27 protein-coding genes and 1 pseudogene are annotated in these 23,286 nt (G+C 59.0%); 8 read left to right on the forward strand and 20 right to left on the reverse strand.

Going from position 1 to position 23,286, the window contains the following annotated elements:
- Window positions 1-21 precede the first annotated feature (21 nt).
- From GKN89_RS13290 to GKN89_RS13300, 3 genes are read right to left on the reverse strand one after another with little or no spacing between them, the layout of a single operon-like run.
- A complete protein-coding gene (locus GKN89_RS13290; RefSeq protein ID WP_019454930.1) occupies window positions 22-2,265 on the reverse strand; it encodes a TonB-dependent receptor in 2,244 nt (747 codons plus the stop codon).
- Between the two features lie 39 nt (window positions 2,266-2,304).
- Complete coding sequence (locus tag GKN89_RS13295) at window positions 2,305-3,051, reverse strand: TonB N-terminal domain-containing protein (protein ID WP_154747150.1); 747 nt, start codon at window positions 3,049-3,051, stop codon at window positions 2,305-2,307.
- 1 nt (window position 3,052) lies between these two features.
- Window positions 3,053-3,460, reverse strand: a complete 408-nt coding sequence (locus GKN89_RS13300; protein ID WP_154747151.1) for a biopolymer transporter ExbD — start codon at window positions 3,458-3,460, stop codon at window positions 3,053-3,055.
- A 559-nt stretch (window positions 3,461-4,019) separates the two neighbouring features.
- Here GKN89_RS13300 and GKN89_RS13305 point away from each other — a divergent pair.
- Window positions 4,020-4,322: a hypothetical protein gene (locus GKN89_RS13305; protein WP_004933246.1), complete on the forward strand. Its 303-nt coding sequence runs from the start codon at window positions 4,020-4,022 to the stop codon at window positions 4,320-4,322.
- A gap of 68 nt (window positions 4,323-4,390) precedes the next feature.
- On the opposite strand, the gene idi is transcribed toward GKN89_RS13305, so the two are convergent.
- From idi to GKN89_RS13325, 4 genes are read right to left on the reverse strand one after another with little or no spacing between them, the layout of a single operon-like run.
- The gene (gene idi, locus GKN89_RS13310; protein WP_043128832.1) at window positions 4,391-4,954 is read right to left on the reverse strand and encodes an isopentenyl-diphosphate Delta-isomerase; all 564 of its coding nucleotides are present in this window, start codon (window positions 4,952-4,954) and stop codon (window positions 4,391-4,393) included.
- Window positions 4,955-4,996: 42 nt separating this feature from the next.
- On the reverse strand, window positions 4,997-5,224 hold the full coding sequence (locus GKN89_RS13315; protein ID WP_071532813.1) for a non-oxidative hydroxyarylic acid decarboxylases subunit D: 228 nt from the start codon (window positions 5,222-5,224) through the stop codon (window positions 4,997-4,999).
- Window positions 5,225-5,233: 9 nt separating this feature from the next.
- Window positions 5,234-6,661: a non-oxidative hydroxyarylic acid decarboxylases subunit C gene (locus GKN89_RS13320; protein WP_019453256.1), complete on the reverse strand. Its 1,428-nt coding sequence runs from the start codon at window positions 6,659-6,661 to the stop codon at window positions 5,234-5,236.
- Window positions 6,662-6,663: 2 nt separating this feature from the next.
- Complete coding sequence (locus GKN89_RS13325) at window positions 6,664-7,263, reverse strand: non-oxidative hydroxyarylic acid decarboxylases subunit B (RefSeq protein ID WP_025159604.1); 600 nt, start codon at window positions 7,261-7,263, stop codon at window positions 6,664-6,666.
- A 181-nt stretch (window positions 7,264-7,444) separates the two neighbouring features.
- On the opposite strand from GKN89_RS13325, the gene GKN89_RS13330 reads away from it, so the two are divergent.
- On the forward strand, window positions 7,445-7,861 hold the full coding sequence (locus GKN89_RS13330) for a MarR family winged helix-turn-helix transcriptional regulator (RefSeq protein ID WP_019453258.1): 417 nt from the start codon (window positions 7,445-7,447) through the stop codon (window positions 7,859-7,861).
- Window positions 7,862-7,954: 93 nt separating this feature from the next.
- Here GKN89_RS13330 and GKN89_RS13335 read toward each other — a convergent pair.
- The 3 genes and pseudogenes from GKN89_RS13335 to GKN89_RS13345 all read right to left on the reverse strand — a co-directional run.
- Window positions 7,955-8,872 (reverse strand): annotated as a pseudogene (locus tag GKN89_RS13335) (L,D-transpeptidase family protein); the annotation flags it as partial.
- A gap of 233 nt (window positions 8,873-9,105) precedes the next feature.
- Window positions 9,106-9,981: a helix-turn-helix domain-containing protein gene (locus GKN89_RS13340; protein ID WP_074055339.1), complete on the reverse strand. Its 876-nt coding sequence runs from the start codon at window positions 9,979-9,981 to the stop codon at window positions 9,106-9,108.
- A gap of 10 nt (window positions 9,982-9,991) precedes the next feature.
- Window positions 9,992-10,372, reverse strand: a complete 381-nt coding sequence (locus tag GKN89_RS13345) for a hypothetical protein (protein ID WP_154747153.1) — start codon at window positions 10,370-10,372, stop codon at window positions 9,992-9,994.
- Between the two features lie 120 nt (window positions 10,373-10,492).
- Between GKN89_RS13345 and GKN89_RS13350 the strand changes: the two genes are divergently transcribed.
- Window positions 10,493-11,314, forward strand: a complete 822-nt coding sequence (locus GKN89_RS13350; protein ID WP_019453262.1) for a helix-turn-helix transcriptional regulator — start codon at window positions 10,493-10,495, stop codon at window positions 11,312-11,314.
- Between the two features lie 38 nt (window positions 11,315-11,352).
- On the opposite strand, the gene GKN89_RS13355 is transcribed toward GKN89_RS13350, so the two are convergent.
- From GKN89_RS13355 to GKN89_RS13385, 7 genes are all read right to left on the reverse strand, one after another.
- Window positions 11,353-12,489: a porin gene (locus tag GKN89_RS13355; RefSeq protein ID WP_154747154.1), complete on the reverse strand. Its 1,137-nt coding sequence runs from the start codon at window positions 12,487-12,489 to the stop codon at window positions 11,353-11,355.
- 371 nt (window positions 12,490-12,860) lie between these two features.
- Complete coding sequence (locus tag GKN89_RS13360) at window positions 12,861-13,631, reverse strand: 3-hydroxybutyrate dehydrogenase (RefSeq protein WP_019453264.1); 771 nt, start codon at window positions 13,629-13,631, stop codon at window positions 12,861-12,863.
- 12 nt (window positions 13,632-13,643) lie between these two features.
- Window positions 13,644-15,035: a GntP family permease gene (locus GKN89_RS13365; protein WP_025159601.1), complete on the reverse strand. Its 1,392-nt coding sequence runs from the start codon at window positions 15,033-15,035 to the stop codon at window positions 13,644-13,646.
- Between the two features lie 45 nt (window positions 15,036-15,080).
- Window positions 15,081-16,004 (reverse strand): 3-hydroxyacyl-CoA dehydrogenase family protein, encoded by a 924-nt coding sequence (locus tag GKN89_RS13370; protein WP_154747155.1) that lies wholly within the window; start codon window positions 16,002-16,004, stop codon window positions 15,081-15,083.
- Window positions 16,005-16,021: 17 nt separating this feature from the next.
- Window positions 16,022-17,206 (reverse strand): acetyl-CoA C-acetyltransferase, encoded by a 1,185-nt coding sequence (locus GKN89_RS13375; RefSeq protein ID WP_019453267.1) that lies wholly within the window; start codon window positions 17,204-17,206, stop codon window positions 16,022-16,024.
- Between the two features lie 14 nt (window positions 17,207-17,220).
- Complete coding sequence (locus GKN89_RS13380) at window positions 17,221-17,874, reverse strand: CoA transferase subunit B (protein ID WP_015376496.1); 654 nt, start codon at window positions 17,872-17,874, stop codon at window positions 17,221-17,223.
- Between the two features lie 11 nt (window positions 17,875-17,885).
- Window positions 17,886-18,584 (reverse strand): CoA transferase subunit A, encoded by a 699-nt coding sequence (locus GKN89_RS13385; protein ID WP_004933280.1) that lies wholly within the window; start codon window positions 18,582-18,584, stop codon window positions 17,886-17,888.
- 168 nt (window positions 18,585-18,752) lie between these two features.
- On the opposite strand from GKN89_RS13385, the gene GKN89_RS13390 reads away from it, so the two are divergent.
- Window positions 18,753-19,670, forward strand: coding sequence for a LysR family transcriptional regulator (locus GKN89_RS13390; protein ID WP_195934009.1), 918 nt, complete (start codon window positions 18,753-18,755; stop codon window positions 19,668-19,670).
- On the opposite strand, the gene GKN89_RS13395 is transcribed toward GKN89_RS13390, so the two are convergent.
- Window positions 19,660-19,959 carry a helix-turn-helix domain-containing protein gene (locus GKN89_RS13395; RefSeq protein WP_019453270.1) on the reverse strand — a complete coding sequence of 100 codons (300 nt, stop codon included), beginning with the start codon at window positions 19,957-19,959 and terminating at the stop codon, window positions 19,660-19,662. The genes GKN89_RS13390 and GKN89_RS13395 overlap by 11 nt on opposite strands.
- Window positions 19,960-19,962: 3 nt before the next feature.
- Window positions 19,963-20,313, reverse strand: a complete 351-nt coding sequence (locus GKN89_RS13400; RefSeq protein ID WP_019453271.1) for a type II toxin-antitoxin system RelE/ParE family toxin — start codon at window positions 20,311-20,313, stop codon at window positions 19,963-19,965.
- Between the two features lie 263 nt (window positions 20,314-20,576).
- Here GKN89_RS13400 and GKN89_RS13405 point away from each other — a divergent pair, with 263 nt between their 5' ends.
- From GKN89_RS13405 to GKN89_RS13420, 4 genes are read left to right on the forward strand one after another with little or no spacing between them, the layout of a single operon-like run.
- Window positions 20,577-21,581 (forward strand): hypothetical protein, encoded by a 1,005-nt coding sequence (locus GKN89_RS13405; protein WP_154747158.1) that lies wholly within the window; start codon window positions 20,577-20,579, stop codon window positions 21,579-21,581.
- Window positions 21,581-21,970 carry a hypothetical protein gene (locus GKN89_RS13410; protein ID WP_063918084.1) on the forward strand — a complete coding sequence of 130 codons (390 nt, stop codon included), beginning with the start codon at window positions 21,581-21,583 and terminating at the stop codon, window positions 21,968-21,970. The genes GKN89_RS13405 and GKN89_RS13410 overlap by 1 nt, the downstream gene beginning before the upstream one ends.
- A gap of 27 nt (window positions 21,971-21,997) precedes the next feature.
- Window positions 21,998-22,390 carry a hypothetical protein gene (locus GKN89_RS13415; RefSeq protein WP_063918083.1) on the forward strand — a complete coding sequence of 131 codons (393 nt, stop codon included), beginning with the start codon at window positions 21,998-22,000 and terminating at the stop codon, window positions 22,388-22,390.
- 13 nt (window positions 22,391-22,403) lie between these two features.
- The gene (locus tag GKN89_RS13420) at window positions 22,404-22,799 is read left to right on the forward strand and encodes a hypothetical protein (RefSeq protein ID WP_154747159.1); all 396 of its coding nucleotides are present in this window, start codon (window positions 22,404-22,406) and stop codon (window positions 22,797-22,799) included.
- Here the strand turns inward: GKN89_RS13420 and GKN89_RS13425 are convergent.
- Window positions 22,787-23,107: a hypothetical protein gene (locus GKN89_RS13425; RefSeq protein WP_154747160.1), complete on the reverse strand. Its 321-nt coding sequence runs from the start codon at window positions 23,105-23,107 to the stop codon at window positions 22,787-22,789. The two genes, GKN89_RS13420 and GKN89_RS13425, sit on opposite strands and share 13 nt — an antisense overlap.
- Between the last annotated feature and the right edge of the window lie 179 nt (window positions 23,108-23,286).

The following is a 23,286-nucleotide window of genomic DNA, read 5'->3' on the forward strand; positions in this document are numbered from 1 at the left end:
GGCAGGCGGCAGGGCGTTCAGTTAAAAGGTGGCTTCCAGCGAGACGCTGAAGGTGCGTTCTTCGCCGACGTTGTAATACGGGGTGCTGGCCTTCACGCCGCCGTAAGGCGCCGCGTTGAAGGTAGTGGTGCGCACCGAGGTCAGGTATTCCTTGTCAAACAGGTTGCTGATGCCAAAGCGCAGCGCGGCGCTTTTGACGATTTTTTTGTCCACCGGCAGATGCACCCCCGCCGCCAGATCGAACACCGTGCGGCCGCCGATCTTCTCGTCGTTGGTCAAGTCGCCGTAGAACGCGCTGACGTACTTGCCGCTGACGCTGCCGTAATACAGCCCGTCGTCATAACCCAGCGTCATGTTGAGCAGGTTTTTCGGCACGTTCGGCACCTCTTTGCCGGAGGTCGGCAGCGGCAGCCCGCCGTTGCTGACGATGTCGCTCTTCTGCTTCGATTGGGTATAGGTATAAGAGGTGTAGTAGTTGAAGTTATGCGGCAGCTGGCCGCTCCACTCCAGCTCCAGCCCTTTGTTCTCCACGTTGCCGATGTTCATCATCTCGTAGTCGCCCGACGAGTTGGTGGTGGAGATCTGGCGATCGCTGTAGCGCATGTAGAACAGCGTGGCGCTCAGCAGCATGTCTTCCTGTTGGAAACGCCAGCCCAGCTCGTGGTTCCAGCTCAGCTCCGGCTTGGTGCTGAGCGAATCGCCGACGTTGTACAGCACGTAGTTCGGTGGCGTGCGCATGTTGCGCGTCAGGTTATAGAACACCTGGTTTTCCTGGTTCACCTTATAGCTGGCGCTGAAGTTCGGCAGGAATTCATGATAGGTGGCTTTGCGCTTCTCCGGCACGTTGTACAGGCTACCGCGGTTGTCCCCTTTACGCTCCACGTACTGATAGGCCAGGCCGCCGACGAAGGTCCAGTCCGGCGTGGCGAACCAGGTGTCCTGCAGCCACACCTTTTGCGCCGGGGTGATGGTGTACTGGTTGCGCCCCTGCACGGTATTGCCGTTGGCGTCCTTCACCTGATCGGAACCGCCCGGCTGCCCCCAAATCTGCGACGGGTTGCCGTCGCCCTTGATGCTGATGAACGGCTGGGTCTGCAGCTGACGCGCGCGTTCATACCAGTAGCCGATATCCAGGCTGTGCTGATCGTTAATGTCCCACTTCAGTTTGGTGGTGATGCCCGGTCGCCAGGTCTGGGTCCACGACGGGCGGTAATAGGTGTTGGACTTCAGATTGCTGAGATCGTACTGCCCGGCCTTGCTGGAGGTGTTGGACAGCACCGACGCCGTCTGGCCGGTGAAGCTGCCGCCGTTGCCCCAGTAGTAATACGGCTGCAGGGTCAGCGACAGGTTGTCGCGCAGCTGCAGCTTCTGGGTGAACGACAGCGTAAAGTTCTCGAACGGGTTGCGTTCAATCTTGTAGTACTTGTTCAACTGCCCTTTGCTGTTGTATTCCGGCGTGGTGGCGTAGTCGGTGTCACGGCCGTCGTTTTGGAACTGCGCCTTGCTCAGGGTGTTGTAGTTGGTGTTGTTCTGGCGGTTGTACTTCATCACCAGATTGCTGCTGTTGCCGTTGCCGTCTTCGTACAGCGAATTCATCTCGAACTTGTCGGAGTACAGCCGGCCCTCGCCGCGCCATTTCTTCGCCTCGGTATGCGAATAGGAAAGCCAGTTGCTGAAGCCGTTGTACTCGCCGGTATCCAGGCGGGCGAAGGTTTTGCTCAGGCTGTTGCTGCCCAGCGTCTGCTTGAGAAAACCGCCGAAATCCTTCGCCGGGCGGCGCGTCACCAGGCCGATATTGCCGCCGCTGGAGCCGATGTGCGGGCCGTCCGCTTCGGAGGAGCCCTGGGTAACGAACACCTCCTCCAGGTTTTCCGCGTCGCCCAGCAGGTTCGGGTACACCGCGTAGTTGCCGGAGTCGTTGATTGGAATGCCGTCCATCGACAGACCGATCTGATCCGAGTTCATGCCACGCATGGTGTAGTCCACGCCGCTCAGGCCGCTGGCGTCGTTGCTGTTGACGTTCAGACCCGGCGTGAATTTCAGCTTATCGATGGCGTTGGCCGCCGACGGCATTTTGTCCATCGCTTCTTTGGTGACGGTGGAGCGCGCCTTGGCGCTGTCGTCCTGCACCATCATGCCGCCGCCGAGCGACTGCCCCTTGACGCTGATGGTGCCGACATCGGTGGCGTCGGCCGCCAGCGCGGCGCCCGGCAGCATCGCCGACATCACCGCCAGATAGATCCCAGAACGATTGAAAGATTTCATGGTGTGCATCCCTTAAAAATCAAACGATTAACTCTTGCGCTAAGGCGCCTGATAATTGAACGTCGCGGTAAATCTTTTGGTTGTTTGCCCGGCGAACGCGTCGCTCGGGAATGGCTTCACTGAACTGATGCTTTGCAGGCTGCTCATCGCCGCGCGGTTCAGCAGCATGCTGGCGGCCTTGTTGGCGATGCCGGAAGAGAGCACCCGCCCGCTGCGATCGACCTCCAGCCACACCTCGACGTTGCCCTGCGGGCGCTCGAGCGAGGCCTGACGGCCGGTCGGGTAGCGCTTGCGCTGTTCCAGCTCGCGGCGCAAGGCCAGCAGATAGCCGTTTTCAATCGCCTGCGCGTTCACCTTCGGCGCCGCGGGGGCGGCCGGCGCGGGCTGCGCCGCCGGTTTGCTGACCAGCGCGCGCGGCGCGGCTGACGCCGGCGTCGGTTTAGGCTTTTCCACCGGTTTGGCTTTCTCTTTTACCGGTTTCGGTTTGGGTTTCGGCTGCGGTTTCGGCACCGGCTTGGCTTCCACGATCGGTTCCGGCGCCGGCACCACCGGCTCGGGAATCGGCTCCGGCTCGGGCGGCGGCGGTTCGGGCTGGGGCTCCGGCGGCGTTTCCGGTTGAGGTTCAGGCGCCGGTTCAGGCTCCACCAGCGCCAGTTCGATGGCGGTTTCGTCGTAGCGCGGCTGGATCTTCAGCGCCGCCTGCTGGCTGGCGAACAGCAGGCAACCGGCGACAATCAGCGCCGGCAACCAGCTGAAAAGATGACGTGAGCGATAGAGCAGATACATGTCACAGCTTCCGTGTCGCGATGGAGACGGAGAAGAAACCGCCCTGGCGCAGGTTGTCCATGACCGCCACCAGCCGCTCGACCGCCACGCCTTTATCGCTGTTGACGATGATGGTGGTGGTCTGGTAGGCCTGCTGCTGTTGCTTCAGCGTGTTGACCAACGCGTCGAGCGCGATCGGCTGGCCATCCAGCTGCAGCTGCTCATCAGCCCCCAGCGTAATGATCGCCTTCTTCTGCGGTTTCAGCTGCTGCGCACTGCCGGCGGACGGCAGCTGCGTTTTCAGCCCGAGCGCCGGAATGACGTTCAGGCTAATCAAGACGAAAAACACCAACAAGAACATCATCACGTCGATCATCGGGATCAGTTCGATGTGCGCTTTATTCTTTTTCGGTTCGTTCCAGTTACGCATGACACTCCCTCCCAAAAGCGAAGCAGCCAATATAGGAGGGCTTTGTTTACCTTTTGTTACGCTTGTGTGATCTTATTTTCACAGTGTGGATTTTTTGCGAGAATTTTTTCAATGGCAGGGGATAGCGGAAGAGATATAACTTATTAATTAGTTATAGTTTTTAATGGAATAATCACAATGCGGACGTACTCTCTGACCGGTAGCAGAGCCTGAAATGTGAAAATAGTGACAGCCACAGCGGGCCGCGCGGCAAAGGCGGAAAAAAAGCCCCCCCCTTAGAGAAATCGCCTCAGCCCATCCACAATAAGGGCATGATGAGTTTTCCAGCGGCGTTTCCAGTGATATCGCCTTTTTTAACCAAGAATATTCCCAACATCTGTCATAAAAATATCGACAGAAAATAAATGTTCGCATATATAACCAAACAATATTCCTCATTGGATATATTATTGCCAACAGATTATCAGCTGTTATATTTTTAAAGTGGAGTAGCGCCACAGCGTTATTCTCGGTGTTAATTAAACCCACTAAGTCACCCTTTTATTTATAAGGAATGTATATGAAAGTACTTAGTCAATATGAAGAGCAGTACGTCAGCGGTGGCGATCTGAACGCGGCCTGGGATGGGCTATTGGATGGCGCAATGACCGGCGCGCTGATTGCAGGCAAATCCGCAGGTGCAGGCGGCTTCATTGCCGGCGCCGTCGGCCAATTGGTCGGCACTATCATCGGCGGCGTTGCAGGCGGCGTGGGGCTGGGTCTTTATGGTCTGACGCATACGCAGCAGGAAGTGGCCGACTACGCCAAACATTTCCGCGAAACTATCGGCTCCACCTCGACCTCGGTCGGCGGCAGCCTGTAAGCATTAATAAATAGTCACCCTTGCGGTGGCTATTTATTTTATTGCCGTCCTTGCCCTACGTCGCCCGCTTAACGCTTTGTCACGATCGCATCCCGATATTCTTTCAAGCCTGAAATTATCGCGTCGGTATTCAATTGCGAAACCATCCACGGGCTGAAACCGAAAGGCGTTAATTTTACCGCCGCCATTAAATGGTTGAGCTCGACCCACGCATAATCCACCACTTCATCCGGATTAGCATAGAGAGCGCCTTTACTATGCGCGGCAAATACCGGGCAGACCTCATTCTCCATCACGCCGGACGCGTCGGTCGCCTGATAACTGAAGGCGTCGCTCAGCAACGTTATCTGCTCGGCTTCCGTGCCCAACTCAACCTGGGCACGGCGCATCACCGCCTGCGCCAGCGCTTCTTGCGGCAAAGGGTGGCCGCAAAAGGAATTGGTCCAGACTCCCGGCCAGGCGGTTTTGCTCAAGGCGCGTCTTGTGACCAGCACGTTGCCCTCTGGGGTGAACAGATAGCAGGAAAAGGCCAAATGCAGCGGCGTATGGCGCGTGTGGACCTGGTTTTTGGGCATCGTCCCGCAAGGCTGCCAGGCGGCATCAAGCAAAACGACGTCTTCATTTTTCATCATTGCCATATCCATGGACAGGCGGGCCTTTCCCCGCCTGCGGTTTCATTTCGTCAAAAGAGGAGGAATGGTCGGCACTTCCGGCGCATTATCGATATCCTGCTGAATCATACGAAACTCGGGCGGATAATGCTCCCGTTCCGTTCTGCGAGCGGGTTCGGTACTCCGCCAGGTATAAAGGCAGTGTTGACACTGGTATACCGTCCACACGCCCTTGACCGGAGAATGCGCCATGGCATCTATCTGTTTATCGGCACAACGAGGACAAATCATAGGAGCTCCTTAAGGACGGTTAGCCAACATGGCGGTTAATTTATCCACCCACAGGGCGGTTTCGGGTAAATCCTTGACCGGCTGGCTGTAGTGGCCACGCGTATCCGGAGCCACCGGCGTTGTCGCATCGATGATTAATTTGTCCGTGATCCCCGCCGGGCTGGAGCCGGGATCCAGCTCGAGCACCGACATGTTCGGCAACTGCACCAGATCGCCGGCCGGGTTGACCTTGGCGGACAGCGCCCACATAACCTGCGGCAGGTTGAAGGGATCGACATCCTCATCGACCATGATCACCATTTTCACATAGCCCAGCCCATGCGGCGTGGTCATGGCCCGCATTCCCACCGCGCGCGCGAAACCGCCGTAACGCTTTTTGGTGGAGATGATGACGAGCAACCCGTGGGTATACATCGCATTGACCGCCTGCACTTCCGGAAACTCGGCTTTCAACTGCTGATACAGCGGCACGCAGGTAGCCGGCCCCATCAGATAGTCGATTTCTGTCCAGGGCATGCCCAGATAAAGGGATTCAAAAATTGGGCGTGTTCGATAAGAAACCTTATCGATACGCACCACCGTCATGTTGCGGCCGCCGGAATAATGGCCCGTAAACTCGCCGAACGGGCCTTCAATCTCGCGCTTGCGGCCCTCAATCACCCCTTCGATGATCACTTCGGAACCCCACGGCACATCAAAGCCGGTCAAAGGAGCCGTTGCTATCGGATACGGGCTTTCGCGCAGGGCGCCGGCCATCTCATACTCCGACTGATCGTATTTCAGCGGCGTCGCCCCCATCAGCGTAATGATCGGGTCATTACCCAACGTAATGGCAATAGGCAAATCTTCACCGCGCTCTTCCGCTTTATGCAGATGCAGCGCGATGTCGTGCATCGGTACCGGTTGCAGACCCAGCTTGCGCTTGCCCTTCACCTCCATACGATAGATGCCGACGTTTTGCTTGCCGAAGTGGGTCGGATCTTCAGGATCACGGGAAACGACACAGGCTTTATCCAGGTAGAATCCACCGTCGCCGTCGTTTAGGCGAAACAGCGGCAGGATATCAAACAGATTAATCTCCTCGCCGTTGACCTCATTCTCGGCCCAGGGCGGATTATCGCGGCGTTCCGCAGAGACAGGGAAATGATCCCAGCGGCGAATATACTCATCGATTTGCTGTTTCACCGGCGTGGTCGGCGGAAGCTCCAGGGCTATGGCGTGATTCTGCCATGACCCAAGGGTATTCATGACCACATGCGCATGTTCAAAGCCTTTAATGTTCCTGAATGCAATGGCGGGGGCGCCTTCACCGATTCTGCCGGTGGCGTTGGCCGCCGCGGCAATATCCGGTTCCGCCTGAACTTCCTCGGTGATATCGAGTAATTGTCCGGCCTTATCCAGCGCCGCTAAATAACTTCGCAGATCGTCATAAGCCATATTTAATCCTCCTCGGTGTCAGTGGTTTTTTGGCCATTCTTTTTTAATCCGGCCCAGCGCGTTGCCCGGCCGTAATCAATGCCAAATTGATCCAGAACCCGTGCGACAATATGATCGGTGACGTCATCGATATGAGTAGGATGGTTATAATAAGCGGGCATTGGCGGCACCAATGACACTCCTAATTTCGAGAGCGCGAGCATATTTTCCAAGTGAATGGTGCTCAGTGGCGTTTCTCTGGGAACCAGCACCAATTTCCGCCCTTCTTTGATAATCACATCCGCCGCTCGGCCAATAAGACCCTCGGCATAACCAGCTCGAATACCCGCCAACGTTTTCATGCTGCAGGGAATAATGATCATGCCGTCCGTATGAAAAGAACCTGAAGATATCGTGGCGGCCTGATCGGCAGAACTGTGTGTCACATCAGCCATCGCCATCACTTCATGCACGGTGAAGTTTGTTTCGAGTTCAATGGTCGTTTTGGCCCACTTACTCAAGATCAAATGCGTCTCTATCCCCTCGATGGCCTTCAGCGCCTGAAGCAGCGCCGTGCCTAGCGGCGCCCCGGTCGCCCCCGTCATCGCGATCACCAGTCTCATGCAACACCTCACAAAGTTCGTATACGAACGATATGTCAAATCTAGTCCCGAGATGGCGATAAAACAAGTGGGCGAGATGTAACCGTTCGTAAGCGAACGACCTATCAAGGCAAGTATCTCTTACCGACCGGTTTTGTTATATTGATATTATTACTCGCTTTTTTCTCGCTGGGATAAACGTATGAACAGAACGCTGGCCAATACTTTTTTCCATCTCATCCGTGAGCTGCTTCAGGATCATAGTGCTCAATGGCAAAAATCGCTTCCTGAACTCAGCAAACAGCAATATTCCATTCTGGCCACCGTTTCAGAAACTCCGGGCATTGAACAAGTCGAATTAATGGAAGCGGCGATCAGCAGTAAAGCCGCGCTGGCCGAATTGCTCAGCCGCATGGAAGGGAAAGGTCTGTTAAAACGGGAAGCCGGCGAGCATGATAAGCGCCGCCGATTTATTTACCTGACGCCTGCAGGGCAGGCGCTGTTCGAATCCAGCCGCCCCATTGCCGACGCGATTGATAATAGATATCTCGAACGGGTCAATAAAGACCAACATGAATCGGCGCTTTTCGTTTTAAAGACGATGATAGGGAAGCAATAAATTCGCCGCGCCAGCAGCGTGCGGCTGGAAGCATAAAAAAAGACGCCCGCGGGCGTCTTTTTTATCTCGTTCACTGCAGCCTGAGGGCGATCAGTTCACTTTCACCGGCATGCCGGAACGGGCCTTGATCGCCGCGTCCACTTCGCTCTGATTGACGCCGGCGTCCATCAGCACTTTGCCGACCGGTGCGGAGATAGTCAGCGGCACCGGATCTTTGGATTGCAGCTGCGCTTCGTTGGCCGACAGCGGGTTGTGCACTTCCACGTAGCGCGAGCCGTCCGGTTCCACGGTGGCTTTCATCGGTTCGTTGATGAACTGCACGCGGGTGCCGACCGGCACGTTCTGGAACAGATACTTGATATCGTCGGCACGCAGGCGCACGCAGCCGTGGCTCACGCGCAGACCGATGCCGAAGTTGGCGTTGGTGCCGTGAATGGCGTACAGACGGCCGACATACAGCGCATACAGCCCCATCGGGTTATCCGGGCCTGCCGGGAACACCGCCGGCAGGATTTCGCCTTCTGCCGCATATTCGGCGCGCATTTTGGCGGTCGGCGTCCAGGTCGGGCCATCTTTCTTGCGCTGAACGGTGGTGGTCCAGTTCAGCGGGGTGTCTTTACCCAGCTGGCCGATGCCGATCGGCAGCACCACCACGGTGTTGGAGCCTTTCGGGTAGTAGTACAGACGCATCTCGGCGCTGTTGATGATGATGCCGTCACGCGGCGCGTCCGGCAGGATCAGCTGCTGTGGGATGGTCAGGGTGCTGCCGGCCTTCGGCAGGAACGGATCCACGCCCGGGTTAGCTTCCAGCATGTTGCTCAGCCCCATCTGATACTGGGCGGCGAAGCTTTCCAGCGGCAGTTTGCTGTCTTCCGGTACGGTGATTTGGATATTCTCGCCCACCAAGCGGCTGTCTTTAGGCGGCAGCGGGTAAACGACGGCGAAGGCAGCCTGGCTGAATGCAACCAGTGCCGTAAACAGGGTTAATAACGCGCGAATGCTCATTTTCATCTTCGTGTTGGTCAAGGCCACTGGCGATTATGGGTATCGGTTTCTACGGCCACCTTGCCCCGATGAATTTCAGCCGGCAGCCAAGCGCGCTGCGGCCTGAAAGACCAGGGGGGATTTGACCGGATGCGCATTATATGTGCACATCAATCAAAGTGTGAACCATTACCGATGTAATATCGCAATTTTTTGTAACCTGACGCGCCACGAAGGCGATTTTTTGCGAGAACCGCCGCCTAACTGGCGGCAGCCAGCGCCTCCACCCGCCGGATCGGGATCAGATACTCACAGCGGATCGCCGCGCCGCCGAGCGGGCTGCTGCCCTCCTGCGCCGGGTAGAAACGCTCGATATCCTGCCCTGGCCGGCGAATGGCATTCATCTGCGGCATCGCGGTGTCATAAAGCCGGACGATAAAGTTTTGTAACCCTTCGACCTGCCCCTGATAGGTAAAGCGAGCGTACTCCCCCTGTTCGATGAGCACCCGCTCCCCCACAGCCCCTTCGTCCGGCAACGCGGCGGTGTAGGCCATGCGCGGATTGCCGCGCCGCTGCCTGTCGATCTCCAGGCTGGTGAGGCCATACATCACCTCCGGCAGCGCCTGCGGCCGCAGCAGTTGCCGCCAGGCGTGGCGGCGCAGCTCGCACTTGGAGGCCGCCAGCTGCCCCAGCGTGCAGTGGCGGCGTTGAGTGTGCCCCACCAGCTGCATCGCGGGCAGCGTCACGATTTCCGCCTGCGGCAACGGCGCTTCGGTCAGCCGCAGCGGCGGCTGCAGGCCATAGCTCGACCAATCCTGACTGCGGCGATAGCTGGCCGGCGGCAGGCCGAACTGCTTGCGAAAACAACGGGTGAAGGTCTGCTGCGAATCGAACTGGTAAGTATCGGCGATGCAGGCCACGCTGGTGCCGGTCAGGCGCAATTCGCGCGCGGCGGCGGTCAACCTTCTGCGGCGCGCATAGGTGCCGAGGATATGGCCGGTTTGCTGTTTGAACATCCGCTGCAAATGCCACTTCGAGTAGCCGGAGCGGGCGGCGATATCGTCCAGCGTCAGCGGCTGATCCAGGCTCTGCTCGATCCAGGCCAGCAGTTGTTCAATCACCTGTTGCTGATGCATGGTATTCCCCTTATTTGATCAATAACGTCCGCGCCAGCACCCGGCCAGCGGCTTCGTCGGCGGCCACCAGCACCGGATAGCCCCAAAACTTGGCGCCATATTCGGCGAACTCTTCCGCCGCCGTGCGTTTGGCGTCGTCCGGCTCCAGCATGATCATGCCTTTCACCCATAGCTTCAGCGCCTCGCGGTTATCGCGTTTCCACAGCGCCACCTGAGTACGGGCATCGCGATCGTGCCCCTCTTCTTCTTCATCGCCGACGCTGCGGTCGGTCATCAGGACGAACGGCTCGGCGCGCGCCAGCAGCGCGCTGAATTCGGCCAAATCGGCCTGGGTATCGCGCCCGCTGCGGCGCATCCACACCAGCGGAAAATCGGCGGTATCCAATGACATAATCAGTTTCCTCACGAAAGGGTTTAGCACTGGCGCTTACTTTATCGGCAGTGGCGCTAGACCACATTGCGCAATCAGGACATAATACTTTTCAATTCCGCCAAATTGAGAATTGTTCTCATGAAAGTACAGATCCCCCGCCACTGTCTGGATATCGATCAGGTGCCGCGCCCGCTGTTTGCCTTGCAAGGTTCCACCCTCGAGCAGGACTGGGAAGTCGAGCCGCACCGCCATCAGAAGGCGCAGCTGATCTACACGGTACGCGGCATGATCCGCTGCGAAGTGGAAAACGGGCTGTGGCTGGTGCCGCCGCAGTGCGCGCTGTGGATGCCGGGCAACGTGTTGCACAACGCCCAGGGCGCCGGCTCCACCGAGGCCTACTGCCTGTTCGTCGATCAACATGCCGCCGCCGGCCTGCCGCAAAACTGCTGCACGCTGTCGGTCTCGCCGCTGCTGCGCGAGCTGCTGCTGCAGGCCAGCACCTTCGAGCCGCTCTACGACGAACAGGGCGCCGAGGGGCGCCTGACGGCGGTATTGCTGGACCAGCTGGCGGCCGCGCCGATCGAGAACCTGCATCTGCCGGTGTCCGACGACGCGCGCATCCGGCAGTTGACCGAAGGCATGCTGAGCAGCCCGGCGGACAAATCCACCCTCGGGCAGTGGGCGCAGCGCATCGGCATGAGCGAGCGCTCCCTCAGCCGCACCTTGCAGCAGCAGATGGGCATGAGCTTCGGCCACTGGCGGCGCCAGCTGCACGTGATGCTGGCGCTGCAGCGCTTGACGCAGGGCGAGAGCGTACAGACGGTGGCGCTGGATTTGGGCTACGAGAGCGCCAGCGGCTTCGTCACCATGTTCAGAAAGGCGGTGGGCAAACCGCCGGCGCGCTACCTAGCGGAGCGCAACGCCTCTGGAGAAACCCTGGGCGGCGCGATAACCATGTGAAAAAGCCGGCGCAGGCGCCGGCTTGGAGCAGGTGAAAATCAGAAGTCGTAGAACACCGTAATCCAGGTGGAGTCCGGCTCATTGTCGCTGCTGTTGGCCAAGGTGCGCTCCACATACACCGACAGACCGTAACCGATGGTGGTGCCCGCGCCGAGGTAAACGTGGTTGGCGTGATACGCCTCGTCACCCTTCAGCCGCAGCGAGTCCGCCGCCACGTAAGGCTGGATCGATTTGAGAAACGGCTTGTCGATATTGAAGGTGTAACCGACGAAGCCTTCCAGCCCGTAGCCGTCGCCGGCGAAGAAATGCGACAGCGTGCGCTGGCGGGTGCTCGGCACATAGTCTTTGTAATAGCTGGCGGTGCCGACGATATACCAGTTGTTCGGCTGCCAGGTTAACGCGGTGCCGGACAGCTGCTGGTGATAATCTTTTTCGCTGTACAGATTATCTTTGATCTTCGCATCGGTATAACTGTAAGCGGCGCTGAAGGTGAAGTCTTTCGTCACCTTATAATCGAAGCCCAGCCCGCCGCCGCCCTTGCGGCGATAAATCAGGTTATCCGCGGTGTGCAGATCGTCTTCCGGCAATAAATAGTTGGCGTACAGCGTCACCGGCCCAAAATCATTGGTGTACTTGATGCTGTTTTTCGGTTTATTGCCGCCGTCGTAGTCGCCGGAAATACCGATGCCGGTGCCGCCCGCATGGCCATCGTTATCCCAGACGTCGCTTTTGATGCCGACCACGGAATAATAGATGCCGTATTGATGGCCGTAGGTCAGGGTGCCGTAACGATCGTCTTTAAAACCGGCGTACAGCTGGCGCTGATAGTCGCGCTTGCCGTCTTCGTTATAGTGCCCGTCCCAGCTGAGCGCGTGCGCCAGATCGACGCCCCACTCGTAATAGCCGATGATCGAGGTGTCCCGCGTCAGCGCATAGTCGCCGCTGAAGCGAAAACGCGTGCCGCCGTCGTGGCCGTTTTTGTCATAGCCCGGCTCCGGGCCGTTATTGAAGATCCACTCGGGGCGAATGCTGCCGCCCACCTTTAAACTGAGCGGCGCCAGCAACACATTGCTCTGCGGGTTTTTATCCAGAATGGTGATCTCGGCCTGCGCGCCGGCGGAAATCGCCGACAGCAAGACGCCGCCAATGACGATTGGCGTTGTGGTTTTTCTCATTATTACCCCTGCCCTAAAAAGAATTATTTTTATAAATACGGTGGTCTTAAGCCACGCCAAAATAATTACCCGATGTGAACAGCGCACGCAAGATATAAAAATTCACGCCATAACCTGCCATTATTTCAGGTTGGATTTAATTTCAGCAAAAACGTGTTCACCTGTAACATGGAGAAAAACAATGTAATAACTGCAGCACGAAATAAACCAATCCGCACGTTTCATCCAAAATAACCCAGCGTGATTATCTGGGAATAATGATAGCAAATAACAAATAAATATTATTGCCGCAGGTAAACCGTCACGCGAGGGAATTAATTAAAGGCGGGAAATAACGACGGAGCGCATTGCGCGCTCCGGGGAAAATCTCACTACTGCGCCAGCCAGCCGCCGTCCATGTTCCAGGCGGCGCCGCGCACCTGCACCGCCGCATCGCTGCACAGGAACAGCGCCAGCTCACCGAGCTGCTCAGGCGTGACGAACTCTTGCGACGGTTGCTTCTCCGCCAACAGCTCATCGCGCGCCCGCTGCGGCTCGGTACCGGCGGCGATGCGTTTGTCGATCTGCTGCTGCACCAGCGGCGTCAGCACCCAGCCGGGGCAGATGGCGTTGCAGGTGACGGGCGTGCGGGCCGTTTCCAGCGCCAGCGTCTTGGTCAGCCCCACCACGCCGTGCTTGGCCGCCACATAGGCCGACTTGTCTTTCGACGCCACCAGCCCGTGCACCGACGCCACGTTGATGATGCGCCCCCAGTGGCGCTCGCGCATGCCCGGCAGCGCCAATCGGCAGGTATGGAACACCGCCGACAGATTGATGGCGAGGATGGCATTCCATTTCTCCACCGGGAACTGATCCAGCGGCGCCACGTGCTGAATGCCGGCGTTGTTCACCAGAATATCCACGCCGCCGAACTCGCGTTCGGCATAGTGCATCATGTCCGCTATCTGGGCCGCATCGCCGAGATCGGCGCCGTGATACCCCGGCGCGGTGCCCAGCCGGGCGACCTGCGCTTGCGCCTGCTCTACCTCGCCGAAGCCGTTGAGGATCACGCGCGCGCCGGCGGCGGCCAACACGGACGCTATTCCGAGGCCGATGCCGCTGGTCGAGCCGGTCACCAGCGCGGTTTTGCCTTGTACACTCATGGTATCGCTCCTTTAAACAATGCCGGTCAGGTAGAACACGCCGATCACGAACAGCACCGCGGCGCTCTTGATAAGGGTGATGGCGAAGATGCCGCCATAGGCCTGCCGGTGGCTGAGGCCGGTGATCGCCAGCAGGGTGATCACCGCGCCGTTGTGCGGCAAGGTGTCCATGCCGCCGCTGGCCATCGAGGCCACCCGGTGCAGCACTTCCAGCGGGATATGCGCGGCGTGGGCGGCGGCCACGAAATTATCGGCCATCGCCGCCAGCGCGATGCTCATGCCGCCGGAGGCCGAGCCGGTGATGCCGGCCAGCAGGGTGACGCTGATCGCTTCGTTCAGCAGCGGATTGGGGATCGCCGACAGCGCCTGCGACAGCACCAAAAAGCCCGGCAGCGCGGCGATCACCGCGCCGAAGCCGTATTCGGAGGCGGTGTTCATCGCCGCCAGAATCGCGCCGCCGACCGCCGTCTTGCTGCCTTCCGCCAGCCGGCCGCGAATATTGCCAAAGCCGAACACCACCACCAGCAGAATACCCGACACCAGCGCCGCTTCCACCGCCCAGATGGCGGTGATCTTCGCCACGTCGGTGGTGATCGGCTTGGCCAGCCCCGGCAGCGTCAGCTCGTGGCTGGCGCCGTACCACTGCGGGATCCAATGGGTGAAGGCAAGGTTGAATACCCCGACCAGAATCAACGGCAGGATGGCGATCAGCGGATTCGGCAGGTTGATATCGTCCGGGGTTTCCGGTTCGTTCAGCAGCTCGGTGCCGTACCCTTCGCCTTTCAGCTGCGCCTTGCGCCGCTGGCGTTCAAGATACAGCAGACCGACCGCGATGATGAACAGCGAGCCGATCAGCCCCAGCCAGGGCGCGGCCCAGGCATTGGTGCCGAAGAAGCTGGTCGGGATGATGTTTTGGATCTGCGGCGTGCCGGGCAAGGCGTCCATGGTGAAGGAGAAGGCGCCGAGTGCCACGGTGGCCGGGATCAGCCGCTTGGGGATGCCGCTCTGGCGGAACAGCTCGGCGGCGAACGGATAGACCGCGAACGCCACCACGAACAGCGACACCCCGCCGTAGGTCAGCAGCGCGCACACCAGCACGATCACCGGAATGGCATGACGCCGGCCGAGAATGCGGATCGCCGCCGCGACGATCGAACGGGAAAAACCGGACAGTTCAATCAGTTTGCCGAATACCGCCCCCAGCAGGAACACCGGGAAATAGAGCTTCACGAAGCCGACCATTTTCTCCATAAACAGCCCGGTGAAGGTCGGCGCCACCGCGCCGGGGTCGGTCAACAGCACCGCGCCCAGCGCGGCGATCGGGGCGAACAAAATCACGCTGTAGCCGCGGTAGGCGGCCAGCATCAGTAATCCCAGTGCTGCCAGGGCAATCAAAACGCTCATCGGACACCTCGCTATCGTTGTTATTGTCAGGTACGGAGTGCGAAATTACGGTTTCAGCGCAAAGCGCAGCTGATGCGCCCGGCGCCGTTGAATGCGTTCCCTGCGTGCTTCATCCCACAGATAAAATCCCCGGCCGCTGCGTTGGCCGCTATCGCCGCGCTGCAGCCGCTGTTCCACCAGCGCCATCATCTCGTCGCCGGTCGCCAGTTCCGGGAACAGGTGGCGGGCGATGTCCGCCACCGTCGCCAGCCCGGTCATGTCGGCGGCTTCGAGCGGGCCGACCATGGCGTAGCGCCGCCCCAGCGAGGCGCGCATCACCTGATCCACCACCTCGGCGCTGGCGATACCGCTGTGTACGATGTGCAGCGCCTCGCGCAGCACCGCAAACTGCAGCCGGTTGCCGACAAACCCCGGCGCGGCGCGCTCCAGCAGCACCGCCTCAAGATCCATCTCACCGAGCAGCGCCTGCACCGCCGCCAGATGACCCGGTTCGGTGGCGCTGCCGGGCACGATCTCCACCAGCGGGATCAGGTGCGGCGGGTGCCAGAAATGGGCGATCAATAGGCGCTGCGGATGGGTCATGCGCGCCGCCAGCTCATCCGGCGGCAGGCCGCTGGTGTTGCTGGCGATCACCGCGTCGTCGGCGATCAGCCCTTCCAACTGCTCATACAGCGCATGCTTCAGCTCGAGCCGTTCCGGGATCGCCTCGATAAGCAGCCGGGCGCGCGCCACCTCGTTCAGATCGCCGGTCACGCGCAGCCGCGCCAGCGCCGCGTCGCGCTCATCGTTATCATACTGCCCGACGTCGCTCAGCTCGGCCAGAATGCCGCTCGCCACCACCGGCGCTTCCGCCAGGCGCTGCGGATCCGGGTCATACAGCAGCACCCCATGGCCGTGGCGGATAAAATGGGTGGCGATGCCCACCCCCATCAAGCCGGCGCCCAGCACCGCATAGTCAGATGACTGCATCGTGCCTCCTCGGTTGTTTACGGGCGCTCTACCGCCAGCGCCACGCCCTGCCCGCCGCCGATGCACAGCATCGCCAGCCCCTTGTTCACCCCGCGGCGCTGCATTTCGAACAGCAGCGACACCAAAATGCGGCAGCCGGACGCGCCGATCGGATGCCCCAGCGCGATTGCCCCGCCGTTGACGTTGACCCGCTCCGCATCCCAGCCCAGTTCTTTACCCACCGCCAGCGCCTGCGCGGCGAAGGCTTCGTTGGCTTCGATCAGATCGACCTCCTCCAGCCGCCAGCCGGCTTTTTCCAGGCAGCGGCGCGCGGCCGGTGCCGGGCCGATGCCCATGATCGCCGGATCGACACCCGACGAGGCGTAACCGGCGATGCGCGCCAGCACCGGCAAGCGCAGCGCGGCGGCTTTTTCCGCGCTCATCAGCAGCACCACGGCGGCACCGTCGTTGAGCGACGAGGCGTTGCCGGCGGTCACCGTGCCCTCCTTGCGAAACGCCGGGCGCAGCCGCGCCAGCGCCTCAGGGCTGGTGTCGCGCGGCTGCTCGTCGTGCTCAACCCGCAGCGCCTCCCCCTTTGGCTTCGGCACCGTCACCGGCGTGATCTCCTGCGCGAAACGCCCGGCCTGCTGCGCCGCCTGCGCCTTCTGCTGCGAGCGCAGCGCGAACCTGTCTTGTTCTTCTCTGCTGATGGCGTATTTCTCCGCCAGGTTTTCGGCGGTGATGCCCATGTGATAGTCGTTGAACGCGTCCCACAGGCCATCGTGGATCACGCTGTCCACCATCTGCGCATGACCGAGACGCAGACCGGCGCGCGCACCAGCCATCAGGTAAGGCGACTGGCTCATGCTCTCCTGGCCGCCGGCGATCACCGCCTCGGCGTCGCCGCTGCGGATCGCCTGTACCGCCAGATGCACCGCCTTCAAACCGGAGCCGCACACCTTGTTGATGGTCAGCGCCGGCGTCGTAACGGGCAGCCCGGCGTTCAGCGCGGTCTGGCGCGCCGGATTCTGCCCGCAGCCGGCGGTCAGCACCTGGCCGAGGATCACTTCATCGATCTGCTGCGGCGCCACGCCGCTTTGCGCCAGCAGCCCCTGCACCGCCGCCGTGCCCAGTTCCACCGCCGTCAACGGCGCCAGCGCGCCGTGAAAACTGCCGACCGGCGTGCGCGTCGCCGCTACGATCACCACTTCACGTTGTTGCACATTCACCTCCCGTTTCAGAAACGCATTTCCGGCACTTGCTCCGGCACGATAAGCCGGCCGGCGGTTTTGGCGACAATCTCCGCCACGCTGACGCCCGGCGCGCGTTCGCGCAGCACGAAGGCGCCGTCTTCAATTTCCAGGTAGGCCAGATCGGTCAATACCTTGCGGATACAGCGGGCGCCGGTCAGCGGCAGCGTGCAGCGCGGCAGCAGCTTGGACTCGCCGCCCTTCGCGGCGTGGGTCATCACCACGATGATGTTCTCCGCTCCCGCCACCAGATCCATCGCGCCGCCCATGCCCTTGACCATCTTGCCGGGGATCATCCACGAGGCGATGTTGCCCTCGACGTCCACTTCAAACGCCCCCAGCACGGTCAGATCGACATGGCCGCCACGGATCATGGCGAACGACTGCGCCGAATCGAAGATCGACGCGCCGAGGCGCGCGGTGACCGTCTGCTTGCCGGCGTTGATCATGTCGGCGTCCAGCTGCTGCTCGGTCGGGAACTCGCCCATTCCCAGCAGGCCGTTTTCCGACTGCAGCATCACGTCCATGCCCGCCGGCACGTAGTTGGCCACCAGCGTCGGGATGCCGATGCCCAGGTTGACGTAGTAACCGTCTCTCAGCTCTTGCGCTACGCGCTGCGCCATTTGTTCACGGGTAAGCATGCGAATTCTCCTTATGCCCGCAGGGTGCGTTGTTCGATACGCTTCTCGAAGGTGCCCTGGATCAGCCGATCGACGTAGATGCCGGGGGTATGGATCGCCGCCGGATCCAGTTCGCCCGGCGCCACGATCTCTTCCACTTCCACCACCGTGATGCGCCCGGCGGTCGCCATCAGCGGATTGAAGTTCTGCGCGGTGTGGCGGTAGATAACGTTACCGAAGTGATCGGCCTTCCAGCCTTTAACGATGGCGAAATCGCCGGTGATGGCGGTTTCCATGATGTAAGGGCGGCCGTTGAACTCGCGCACCTCTTTGCCTTCGGCGATCGGCGTGCCGTAACCGGTGGCGGTGAAGAACGCCGGGATACCGGCGCCGCCGGCGCGGATCTTCTCCGCCAGCGTGCCCTGCGGCGTGAGATCCACCTCCAGCTCGCCGCTGAGCGCCTGCTGCTCGAACAGCGCGTTTTCGCCGACGTACGATCCCACCACCTTGCGGATCTGATGGGTTTCCAGCAGCCGCCCGAGGCCGAACCCGTCGACGCCGCAGTTGTTGGAAACCACCGTCAAGCCGCGCACGCCGCGCCGGCGGATCTCTTCGATCAGGTTTTCCGGGATGCCGCACAGGCCAAAGCCGCCCGCCAGCACCGTCATGTTGTCCGTCAGGCCTGCCAGCGCTTCCTGGTAGCTGCCGACGCGTTTGTCGAGCCCTGCCATATCGTTGCCCCTGCATGTTGCGGCGCAGGGCGAAATGCCCTGGCTTGCGTGAGGGCATCTTCAGGTCACAAAAATGATTTGTTAATTTTGTTTTTATGCCGCATTCATTTAGAATTTTTATTAATCAACCGTTAACCGACAATTAACAAAGAGTTAACGCCAGCCAAAATGAAAATGAGCATCAAACAGTTACGCGCGTTTTTAGCGGTAGCTCACACTCTGAACTTCGCCCAGGCCAGCGAGCGGCTGAATATTTCTCAGCCGGCGCTCAGCCTGGCGATTCGTGGGCTGGAAGACGCGCTGGGCGGGCCGCTGCTGCTGCGCACCACCCGCCGGGTGACGCTGACGCCGGAGGGGGAAACCTTCTTCCCGATGGCGCGCCAGCTGCTGGCGGATTGGGACAACGCGGAAGAGGCGATGCGCCAGCGCTTCACCCTGCAGATGGGCAAGGTGGCGATCGCCGCCATGCCGTCGTTCGCCGGCAACCCGCTGCCGCCGATCCTCAAGGCGTTTCGCGATCGTTACGCCGGCATCAACGTGGCGGTGCACGACGTCATCAACGAGCAGGTGTTTGAAATGATCCGCGAAGGCCGGGTGGAGATGGGCATCGCCTTCGAGCCGGAGCCGAGCGACACCCTGCACTTCACCCCGCTGTGCCGCGATCGCTTTATGGCGGTGGTGCCGAAGGATTCGGCGCTGGCGCGCAAGGCGCAGGTGAGCTGGAAGGAGCTGCTGACGCTGGATTTCATCACCCTGCAGCGGCCATCGGCGGTGCGGCTGCTGCTGGAGCAGGAGCTGGCCCGCAGCGGCCGCACGCTGGAGGTGGCGTTTGAAAGCCACCAGCTGGTAACGGTCGGGCGCATGGTGGCCAACGGCCTCGGCGCCAGCGCGGTACCGGCGCTGTGTGAGCAACAGATGGATGAGCTGGGAGCGGTCTGCGTGCCGCTGATCGGCCCGATCATCGAACGGCGCGTGGGCCTGATCCGCCTGGCGCAGCACCAACTCTCTTCCGCCGCGCAGGCGCTGGCGACGGTGATCGAACGGGAGATGGCGGGAAGTGGCGCAGAACCTGCGCTTAAACCGTAAACCCGACGTGCTTGCCGCCCGGCAGCTCAACGTCCAGGCGCAGCGTGCCGCCCATCGCTTCCACGTAGCGTTTCAAGGTGGAAATCTTCAGCTCGTTGCCGCGCCCTTCGATGGCCGCGACTGAAGGCTGGGAAATGCCCAACGTTTTCGCCAGTTCCTGTTGGGAAATATTCAGCGCTTCCCGCAGCTGGTGCAGGTGCGCTTCAAACAGCATCTCTTCGGCCATTTCCTCGATGCGCCGGCGGCTCTCTGGAGTGCGGGAGGCCAGCAGTTGTTTTAAGGTGCTCATGGGTTACTCCTTGAAATCACACATCAAATATTGGGTGAACTGCGCATCCGCGATGGGCAGCATCACTTTATAAAACCGCTTCTCATTACCCGTTTTGTCGCCCGCACACAGCACAATCGCCTGCCGCGCCGGATCGAAGGCGAAAAAAGCGCGAATCGGCCGCCCTTTGTGCTGAATACGCAGCTCTTTCATGTTGGGATGCAACGAGCCTTTCAGCACGTCGACAAAAGGCCGCCGAAGAGAAGGCCCGGCACGCTCGAGCATCACCAGCGCGGCCAACACCTTTTCCTGTGTCGATTCATCCTGCTCACAGAGCCACCGATCAAACTCTTCCGTTGTCATTACCGTCCACATGGCATCTCCTGATTATAGAGTACAATCTATGACAAGACGATAGACTGGAATATATAATTTTATCCAGACCGCCATTGGCGTTTTGCTTGGCGACTCGCAAAAGAAACCGATAGGACCATCGTCTATCAAATAGAGGAAAGGAGAGGCAAATTTAGCGAAATGCCGATGTTTTCAGATGATTCTCCGATCGAGAGCGTGAGCCAGAACCTGTTACCACCCTGTAGAAAATGTTAAGTTTCCTAAAAATAAGGAGGCTTTTTGACATGGAACAGAAGTCCAGCAGCATCGCACCGGGCTATTGCATCGCCCAACAAACCGGCCCGCTCGCCTTCCACGCCAACTACCTGTTCGGTGGCAGGCCATCGGAAGCGGCACGCTTTTTTATGCAGCTCAATGCCGATACGCCGCTGGTTCAACCGGGGCAAATGCTGATCGTCGCCGATCCGCGCAATCATAATCAATCTACGCAGATCGCCGCCCTGATGCAGGCCAAGAGACGTACCAGCAAAGCGGTGAAAGCCGGTGACAGCGATTTCTCCACCTTCTTGCACCGTAATTACGCCGCTATCGCCGCCTTCACCAGCTATGGGGAAACGGTCGTCGGGCTGGCTTCGGATGCCGGAGAACGCTACTTCAGCCAGATCAAAAATATCCTGGTTGAGATTGAAAAAACCTACCAAAATCAGTTCCGCACGAGTGGCGCGTTGATTGGCACCCAGTTTCAGGTGGAACGGGCGCGGCTGTTCGGTACATTAAAACCGTTACTGAATCGCCTTACTCGTGCTCAACTCAATATGAAAGAGTATGCGCATATCAAACACGCGCTGGGGCTCTCCAGTAAATCGCTGGTGCATGAATGGAGCACCGCCGGCGTCGGCGCCATTAGGGGTTATTCGAACTACGTCGACAGCGCCAGCCGTGCGGCCAAGTTTATGAAAGCCGGCGGCTGGATCGGCATCGGATTGAGTGGGCTGAATACCACCAACGACGTCTACAATGCCTGCACCACTGGCCGCGAACAGGAGTGCGCCAAGATCGCGGTAAAGGGATACAGTCATTTTGCGGCGAGTACTGCGGCGGGGATTTTGGGGGGTGAAGGCGGTGCAATGTTAGCAATGACGGCTTGCAGTATCGTCTTAGGCGCCTCCACGTTTGGTACCGGTATTTTAGCTTGTGGTATAGCAGGCGCTGCTCTGGGTGGCGCAGCTGGCAGTTGGGGTGGCGGTGTAGCCGCCGACAGCATTACTGGTTTCATTTTTGGTGAATAATGAAAATCGCTATCGTCCTGTTCTTCACTCTGACATTGATTAGCGCCTTGGTGCAGTATCTTTGCTATCGGCGCTATAAAGACGAATTTTCTGAATTCTATCAACGTTATGTGCAAAGCGCCCATCCCTTGCCTCCATTTGTCATCTTCGCGGATAACCTTGGTTTGCTCGGTGTGTCTATTAAAGCGCAATGGTTCCGTTGGGTATTGAATGGCAGAAAAATAAGGATAGGGAAAAACGCTTTTCTGAGCTCAAAAACCTACGAATTCGTGAATGAAAACACATCTCAACATCTGAAGAGTTGGATTCGAAAAGACTTCATCTTAAGCGTGCTGAAAATGGGGTGTTTGGCGTTAATGTGCATTTTTGCTTTTTTGAGTAAGGCATAACGCCCCTTGAACCTTAGCCGGTGGCTTATGAAAATAGCATCACTTACTGCAGCCGTGCTGCTCTTACTTTGTTGGCTTGCTCAATATATTTACTCTCGTCGCTATAAACACGAGTTCGATGTTTTTTATCAACGCTATACCCAACAGGGCCACTTTGTCCCTGCTCACGTCGCAATTGCCGATGGCCTTGGCTCTTTAGGTACTTCCATCAAAGTCCAATGGTTCAGAGGGATCCTTTTCGGCAAGAAAATCAAGGTGAAGAAAAACCAATATCTTCCCGCCAAGACCTATGAATTTTTTCGTCTTTCATCATCTGAACGCTTGCAGACCTGGATGAAAAACAACGGCACGCTTTTGGCGCTGGAAGGCTTGTTCTTCATCATGGCATTGATCTTTATGATGATAACGAGAATGTCGTGATTCAGGCTGCTCGATGAAAACCCTTGTCATATTATGCTTAACGCTGCTGGTTTTAAGCACCTTCATCCAGTTCATTGGTTACCGTCGCCATAAAAAAGAGTTTGATGCTTTCTATCAGCGTTACGCCGGCAGCGGACATTTTATTCCGCCCTACGTCGCCTTTGCCGATAGCCTCGGCATGCTTGGAACCTCATTGAAAGCACAGTGGTTTCTTTGGATCCTGAAAAGGAAAAAAATAAAAATAAGGGATCAGGTTTGGCTCGATGCGAAAACCTACGATTTCGTGCAAAAAACCGCCTCTCCTGAGCTACAGAAGTGGCTGGCAATGGACTTTATACTTTTGCTCGTAGAGGCCATGATTACCACCGTGGGCTGTATTTTTATTTACCTCATCAATCATCTAAGTTGAGCAGACGCGTTGCTCCCCTCCACCGCCTGCACCGCCGCCTTTTGCGTGGCACGCTGATATAAGCACAGCTCCCTGCCCGGCTGGTTTTTCATAAACGGCTGCGAGTAGCGCCCGCCGATAAACAGCGCCGAATAGCCGACGTCGTCACCGTAGTGAATAATCGCCCCTTCCACCCTGGCATTTTTTAGCCCGCTGGCTTGCAGGCAGGCGGCGCGCATCGCCCGTTCGCTCTTGGCCCACGCCTGGGGGGAAGACGCAGTGGCGTTGAACGCGGCCAGCGCGGCGATAAGCAGCCCTATTCTCTTCATCGTTATCTCTCCTTCTACGGCCCGTCTCGCCAGTATAGACCGTGCCGCCCCGGCCAACCCGCCACGTTCTTTACGGCATTTTTATTCCGCGCCCCGTTAACGTTACGGCGTTTTTACAGACAGTTTTTGCCGCCGCAGATACCCTTTTCACATCGCCGCTATGGCCTCACAAGAGAGTT

It is taken from the genome of Serratia sp. YC16 (assembly GCF_009707615.1).
Taxonomy (GTDB): Bacteria; Pseudomonadota; Gammaproteobacteria; order Enterobacterales; family Enterobacteriaceae; genus Serratia; species Serratia surfactantfaciens.

Excerpts from the sequence above, each read along its gene's own strand:
- GKN89_RS13420 (WP_154747159.1), top strand. The coding sequence starts at position 22,404 with ATGAAAACCCTTGTCATATTATGCTTAACGCTGCTGGTTTTAAGCACC.
- GKN89_RS13395 (WP_019453270.1), bottom strand. The coding sequence starts at position 19,959 with ATGAGCACCTTAAAACAACTGCTGGCCTCCCGCACTCCAGAGAGCCGC.
- GKN89_RS13360 (WP_019453264.1), bottom strand. The coding sequence starts at position 13,631 with ATGAGTGTACAAGGCAAAACCGCGCTGGTGACCGGCTCGACCAGCGGC.
- GKN89_RS13380 (WP_015376496.1), bottom strand. The coding sequence starts at position 17,874 with ATGCTTACCCGTGAACAAATGGCGCAGCGCGTAGCGCAAGAGCTGAGA.
- GKN89_RS13405 (WP_154747158.1), top strand. The coding sequence starts at position 20,577 with ATGGAACAGAAGTCCAGCAGCATCGCACCGGGCTATTGCATCGCCCAA.
- GKN89_RS13305 (WP_004933246.1), top strand. The coding sequence starts at position 4,020 with ATGAAAGTACTTAGTCAATATGAAGAGCAGTACGTCAGCGGTGGCGAT.
- GKN89_RS13330 (WP_019453258.1), top strand. The coding sequence starts at position 7,445 with ATGAACAGAACGCTGGCCAATACTTTTTTCCATCTCATCCGTGAGCTG.
- GKN89_RS13290 (WP_019454930.1), bottom strand. The coding sequence starts at position 2,265 with ATGAAATCTTTCAATCGTTCTGGGATCTATCTGGCGGTGATGTCGGCG.
- GKN89_RS13370 (WP_154747155.1), bottom strand. The coding sequence starts at position 16,004 with ATGCAGTCATCTGACTATGCGGTGCTGGGCGCCGGCTTGATGGGGGTG.
- GKN89_RS13425 (WP_154747160.1), bottom strand. The coding sequence starts at position 23,107 with ATGAAGAGAATAGGGCTGCTTATCGCCGCGCTGGCCGCGTTCAACGCC.
- GKN89_RS13340 (WP_074055339.1), bottom strand. The coding sequence starts at position 9,981 with ATGCATCAGCAACAGGTGATTGAACAACTGCTGGCCTGGATCGAGCAG.
- GKN89_RS13400 (WP_019453271.1), bottom strand. The coding sequence starts at position 20,313 with ATGTGGACGGTAATGACAACGGAAGAGTTTGATCGGTGGCTCTGTGAG.
- GKN89_RS13345 (WP_154747153.1), bottom strand. The coding sequence starts at position 10,372 with ATGTCATTGGATACCGCCGATTTTCCGCTGGTGTGGATGCGCCGCAGC.
- idi (WP_043128832.1), bottom strand. The coding sequence starts at position 4,954 with ATGATGAAAAATGAAGACGTCGTTTTGCTTGATGCCGCCTGGCAGCCT.
- GKN89_RS13355 (WP_154747154.1), bottom strand. The coding sequence starts at position 12,489 with ATGAGAAAAACCACAACGCCAATCGTCATTGGCGGCGTCTTGCTGTCG.
- GKN89_RS13415 (WP_063918083.1), top strand. The coding sequence starts at position 21,998 with ATGAAAATAGCATCACTTACTGCAGCCGTGCTGCTCTTACTTTGTTGG.
- GKN89_RS13325 (WP_025159604.1), bottom strand. The coding sequence starts at position 7,263 with ATGAGACTGGTGATCGCGATGACGGGGGCGACCGGGGCGCCGCTAGGC.
- GKN89_RS13320 (WP_019453256.1), bottom strand. The coding sequence starts at position 6,661 with ATGGCTTATGACGATCTGCGAAGTTATTTAGCGGCGCTGGATAAGGCC.
- GKN89_RS13350 (WP_019453262.1), top strand. The coding sequence starts at position 10,493 with ATGAAAGTACAGATCCCCCGCCACTGTCTGGATATCGATCAGGTGCCG.
- GKN89_RS13410 (WP_063918084.1), top strand. The coding sequence starts at position 21,581 with ATGAAAATCGCTATCGTCCTGTTCTTCACTCTGACATTGATTAGCGCC.
- GKN89_RS13365 (WP_025159601.1), bottom strand. The coding sequence starts at position 15,035 with ATGAGCGTTTTGATTGCCCTGGCAGCACTGGGATTACTGATGCTGGCC.
- GKN89_RS13315 (WP_071532813.1), bottom strand. The coding sequence starts at position 5,224 with ATGATTTGTCCTCGTTGTGCCGATAAACAGATAGATGCCATGGCGCAT.
- GKN89_RS13295 (WP_154747150.1), bottom strand. The coding sequence starts at position 3,051 with ATGTATCTGCTCTATCGCTCACGTCATCTTTTCAGCTGGTTGCCGGCG.
- GKN89_RS13300 (WP_154747151.1), bottom strand. The coding sequence starts at position 3,460 with ATGCGTAACTGGAACGAACCGAAAAAGAATAAAGCGCACATCGAACTG.
- GKN89_RS13390 (WP_195934009.1), top strand. The coding sequence starts at position 18,753 with ATGAAAATGAGCATCAAACAGTTACGCGCGTTTTTAGCGGTAGCTCAC.
- GKN89_RS13385 (WP_004933280.1), bottom strand. The coding sequence starts at position 18,584 with ATGGCAGGGCTCGACAAACGCGTCGGCAGCTACCAGGAAGCGCTGGCA.